A 1,280-nucleotide genomic window follows, 5' to 3' on the forward strand; every position below is an offset into this window, starting at 1 on the left:
GTCCTAAAGTGCCTTCAGGAACAGATAATCGGGAAGCGCCTTCACTGATCGAAAGCTGATTTTCAGGAACCGTTTTGACGGCTTCGGCTTTAAACTCCGTAGAGTAACGTTGGGTTTTTCTGCTCATTATTGGCTCCTTCTGATGCCATTCTATTTCAGGAAGGAGTGTCCGTTAAACTCAGGCTACCTCACTCCCGTAAAGACAGGAGTCAAGTTCCCGCTCCGACATAACTGCGTGCAATGGATTTTGAAGGAACCGTCAGCCCATTCCCCGGAGGCAAACATGGGCTGGCAAAAGTGTAGCGGTATTAGGCACAGCTATTTAGGAAAGAGGGACCATCTCCATCTCATTAAATGGACCACGCCAGACAATTCACTGTCATGCTGATGCTGCACTGTGGGGACAGAATCACTCATGATGACTTCGATAATCGACGACATTATTATTTGGCCGAGCTTTTAGGTCATATCTCAAATCGTTTGCCTAATATTGCTCCATTTTTTAATAAAAAATCAATCATTTTTGGATTTTTGCTTTTCATTGCATTGTCAAGCATAGTGTCCCCACTATTTGCTTTTTGAAATTTTTTGTTTACATCAACCAATCCATTATTGATAAAATATTCTAGCACTTTATAGTTGGCACCATCTTTACTAAGTAAGTATTCAACATCATACAGATTACAATATCTATTGTTGTTCATTTTCTCCATCTCTGCGACATCTTGTTTTGTAAAATTAAATTTAGATAGTAAATAAAGTGCTATATCAGCTTTTTTATTGCCTAAAGAATAAGCAAGGGCCTGATGAGCCATTTTTTTATCAGTCACTTTATTGTTAATCTCTTCATAATTAGATGCTTTAATCGCATCCTCCAAAGATATGTCTCTGAGTTTTATTTTTTTGAAGTTATCTGTACTTAGCATTCTTGGTATATGATACTCAAGCTGAAACACAAAGTTTATAATTCTATCCAGACTAACAGGATCAATATTTTTGTTATAACAAAACTCTCTGAATCCTTGATCTTTACTCTTTCTTATAAAATCAATAAGATGCAACCCAATTCCAAGCCTCATATCTTTAGTGTTAAATATTGGAACATCAGTTTTCCCCTGATTACCATGCACATACCTGCTAACTTCATCCACAACCTCTTTAAAGTTATCTAAGAAAAATGATTGGTGCTCATGGTAAAAAACAGGTGGAATAGCATTATCAAAGTGATCGGTTAATGTCATATATCCATATGGAGAGTCATGATCAATGATATACGCATT

The 1,280-nt window shown here is 36.8% G+C and carries 1 protein-coding gene and 1 pseudogene; both read right to left on the reverse strand.

Translation table 11 applies throughout. The features are described 5' to 3' along the window. The coding region (locus tag BFF42_RS17665) for a transposase (protein WP_073848895.1) at window positions 1-127 on the reverse strand (127 nt) is incomplete at its 3' end. 337 nt (window positions 128-464) lie between these two features. Beyond that, window positions 465-1,280 (reverse strand): annotated as a pseudogene (gene ospC4, locus BFF42_RS17675) (type 3 secretion system effector OspC4); the annotation flags it as partial.

Origin of the sequence: Shigella sp. FC1661, assembly GCF_001712525.1 — a bacterium.
Classification (GTDB): domain Bacteria; phylum Pseudomonadota; class Gammaproteobacteria; order Enterobacterales; family Enterobacteriaceae; genus Escherichia; species Escherichia coli.